This window comes from Vogesella mureinivorans, from assembly GCF_007644035.1.
GTDB lineage: Bacteria > Pseudomonadota > Gammaproteobacteria > Burkholderiales > Chromobacteriaceae > Vogesella > Vogesella mureinivorans.
Map to the genome: position 1 here is coordinate 1 of NZ_VMTV02000280.1, position 280 is coordinate 280.

The 280-nt window shown below is 38.6% G+C and carries 1 protein-coding gene; it reads left to right on the plus strand.

The annotated features are described in order from the left end of the window. Positions 1 to 108: 108 nt before the first annotated feature. The coding region (locus FLQ44_RS08280) for a large ribosomal subunit protein uL22 (RefSeq protein ID WP_276607837.1) at positions 109 to 280 on the plus strand (172 nt) is incomplete at its 3' end.

Below are 280 nucleotides of genomic sequence, written 5' to 3' on the forward strand. Positions count from 1 at the left end.
TTTATCTATCCCACGAAATCATCCGTCATAAATTAGGTGAATTTGCACCGACTCGTACATACCGCGGTCATGCCGCAGATAAGAAAGCTAAAAAATAAGAGGTAAAAGATGGAAACTATTGCTAAACATCGTTACGCTCGTACCTCTGCACAAAAAGCTCGCTTAGTTGCTGACCTAATTCGCAGTAAAAAAGTTGCGCAAGCATTAGAAATTTTAACTTTCACTAACAAAAAAGCAGCCGCTTTAGTTAAGAAAGTATTAGAGTCAGCTATTGCAAACG